1 rRNA gene is annotated in these 3,446 nt (G+C 57.8%); it reads left to right on the top strand.

Annotated features, from left to right (window positions below):
- The first annotated feature begins 248 nt into the window (after positions 1–248).
- Positions 249–3,365: ribosomal RNA gene (locus WA640_RS28640) — 23S ribosomal RNA — on the top strand.
- Positions 3,366–3,446 lie beyond the last annotated feature (81 nt).

Below are 3,446 nucleotides of genomic sequence, written 5' to 3' on the forward strand. Positions count from 1 at the left end.
CCATCCTTGAGACCCATGGTCTCGACGTCGAGTGCTTGCACTCGCCGCCGTGATTGTGGGTCTCGCACCCTGTTGGGGTTCTGAGGCAATACGTCTCGGAGCCTGGTCATGCCGCGGACACGCGGTTTTGATCGTGTCTGGGCCTTCGTGGTCTGGGTGGCGGTCGCGTGTCGGGTGTGGTTGGTGTGTTGTTTGAGATTTGTATAGTGTGCGTGAGTGTCTTTGTTTCTATCTGACTTGGCCGTGTTGGTTAAGTTGTGTAGGGCGCATGGTGGATGCCTTGGTGCCGGATGACCGATGAAGGACGTGTGAGGCTGCGATATGCCTGGGGGAGTTGCCAACTGGACTGTGATCCCAGGGTTTCCGAATGGGGTAACCTGGCCGGCTTGATGGCCGGTCGCGCCTGCCTGAATGTATAGGGCGGGTGGTGGTGTGGCGGGGAAGTGAAACATCTCAGTACCTGCTGTGGAGAAAACAAGAGTGATTCCGTCAGTAGCGGCGAGCGAAAGCGGAGGAGGCTAAACCTGGTTCGTGTGATAGCCGGCAGGCGTTGCGGGTCGGGGGTTGTGGGACATCATCGTTAGTTTCTGCCGAAACTAGGTTCGCGCATCAGCAGCTAGTCGAACGGCGTGGGAAAGCCGACCGGAGTGGGTGAGAGTCCCGTAGGTGAAGGTTGTTGGTGGTGTTCGGATGGTGCACCCGAGTAGCGCGGGTTTCGTGGAGGCTCGTGTGAATCTGGCAGGACCGTCTGCTAAGCCTAAAGAGGTCCGGTGACCGATAGTGGAGAGTACCGTGAGGGAATGGTGAAAAGTACCCCGGGAGGGGAGTGAAAGAGTGCCTGAAACCATGTGCCTGTAAACCGTCAGAGCCCGGCAGTGTCTTCGGATGCTGTAGGCGGGTGATGGCGTGCCTTTTGAAGAATGAGCCTGCGAGTTATGGTATGCCGCGAGGTTAAGCCGTGTGGTGGAGCCGGAGCGAAAGCGAGTCTGAATAGGGCGTCGAGTGGTGTGTTGTAGACCCGAAGCGGGGTGATCTACCCATGTCCAGGGTGAAGCGGCTGTAAGAGGTCGTGGAGGCCCGAACCCACCTAGGTTGCAAACTGGGGGGATGAGGTGTGGGTAGGGGTGAAAGGCCAATCAAACTCCGTGATAGCTGGTTCTCCCCGAAATGCATTTAGGTGCAGCGTCGCATGTTGCTCCGTGGTGGTAGGGCGCTGGTTGGGTGATGGGCCGTGTCGGTTACTGAGCTCAGCTAAACTTCGAATGCCATGGTGTTGAGTGCGGCAGTGAGTCGGCGGGTGAGAAGATCCGTCGTCGAGAGGGAAACAGCCCAGATTACCGGCTAAGGCCCCTAAGGGTGTGCTGAGTGGAAAAGGATGTGGGGTCGCGTTGACAGCCAGGAGGTTGGCTTAGAAGCAGCCATCCTTGAAAGAGTGCGTAATAGCTCACTGGTCGAGTGGTTTCGCGCCGATAATGTAGCGGGGCTGAAGTGCACCGCCGAAGCCGTAGCAATGCCCAGTACTTTCGAGTGCTGGGGTTGGGTAGGGGAGCGTCGTACATGGGGTGAAGCTCCGGAGTGATCCATGGGGTGGACTTTGTACGAGTGAGAATGCAGGCATGAGTAGCGAAACACAGGTGAGAATCCTGTGCGCCGATTGACTAAGGGTTCCAGGGGACGGTTGTTCCGCCCTGGGTTAGTCTGGGCCTAAGGCGAGGCCGAGAGGCGTAGTCGATGGATAACCGGTTGATATTCCGGTACCCGAGTGCCGCGTATGAGTGATAGCGGTTGTGCTAACCGGCTGCAAGCCGGTGTCGGTGCTCCTTCGGGAGTGCTGGCACAGGTGCGTGGTTGGGGTCCTTTCCGTGTGTAGCGTAGTGATGGGGTGACGCAGTGGGGTAGCCGTACCGTCTGGTGGATTAGGCGGGGTAAGGTGGTAGCCCGCGTTCCTAGGCAAATCCGGGAACGCTGCCTTGAATGGTGAGGGTGAGCGCTGAAGCATAGCTCTTAAGAGCGAATTCGGTGATCCCGTGCTGTCGAGAAAAGCCTCTAGCGAGTGGTGCTCGGCCAGTACCCGAAACCGACACTGGTGGTCAGGTAGAGTATACTGAGGCGTTCGAGTGATGTGTGGTTAAGGAACTCGGCAAATTGCCTCCGTAACTTCGGGAGAAGGAGGGCCCTCTGCTGTGGGACGTGCGTCCGGAAGCGGTGGGGGGTTGCAGAGGCCAGGGGGAAGCGACTGTTTACTAAAAACACAGGTCCATGCGAAGCCGTGAGGTGAGGTATATGGACTGACGCCTGCCCGGTGCTGGAACGTTAAGAGGATCCATCAAGCCGCAAGGCTGCAGTGGTGAATTGAAGCGCCAGTAAACGGCGGTGGTAACTATAACCATCCTAAGGTAGCGAAATTCCTTGTCGGGTAAGTTCCGACCTGCACGAATGGCGTAACGACTTCCCCGCTGTCTCAACCACATGCTCGGCGAAATTGCAGTACGAGTAAAGATGCTCGTTTCGCGCGGCAGGACGGAAAGACCCCGGGACCTTTACTATAGCTTGGTATTGGCATATTGTCTGGTTTGTGTAGGATAGGCGGGAGCCTGGGAAGCCTGGACGCTAGTTCGGGTGGAGGTGTTGGTGAAATACCGCTCTGATCAAATGATGTGTCTCACCCGCGGCCCTGATCGGGTCGGGGGACAGTGCCTGGTGGGTAGTTTAACTGGGGCGGTTGCCTCCTAAATGGTAACGGAGGCGCCCAATGGTGCCCTCGGGCCGGTTGGAAACCGGTCGGTGAGTGTAAGCGTAGAAGGGTGCTTGACTGTGAGACCGACGGGTCGAGCAGGTGCGAAAGCAGGGGCTAGTGATCCGGCACCGACGTACGGATGTGGTGTCGCTCAACGGATAAAAGGTACCCCGGGGATAACAGGCTGATCTTCCCCAAGAGTCCATATCGACGGGATGGTTTGGCACCTCGATGTCGGCTCGTCGCATCCTGGGGCTGGAGTTGGTCCCAAGGGTTGGGCTGTTCGCCCATTAAAGCGGCACGCGAGCTGGGTTTAGAACGTCGTGAGACAGTTCGGTCCCTATCCGCCGCGCGCGTAGGAGATTTGATGGAGGGCTGTCCCTAGTACGAGAGGACCGGGATGGACGAACCGCTGGTGTGCCAGTTGTACCGCCAGGTGCATGGCTGGTTGGCTACGTTCGGGAGCGATAACCGCTGAAAGCATCTAAGCGGGAAGCGTGCTCTAAGATGAGATCTCCGTCAGCGCAAGCTGGTGAGGCGCCCTAAAGATGATGGGGTTGATAGGCCCGACATGGAAGAGCAGCAATGCTTGGAGTGGACGGGTACTAACCGCCGAGAACTTAACACAACACTGCGGCCCGCCCCGAGAGGGGCACATGGGTCAGATAGAAACGACATTCACGCACGCTATGCGATTCTGAGACAACAC

It is taken from the genome of Glycomyces sp. MUSA5-2, assembly GCF_037034145.1.
Taxonomy (GTDB): domain Bacteria; phylum Actinomycetota; class Actinomycetes; order Mycobacteriales; family Micromonosporaceae; genus Glycomyces; species Glycomyces artemisiae.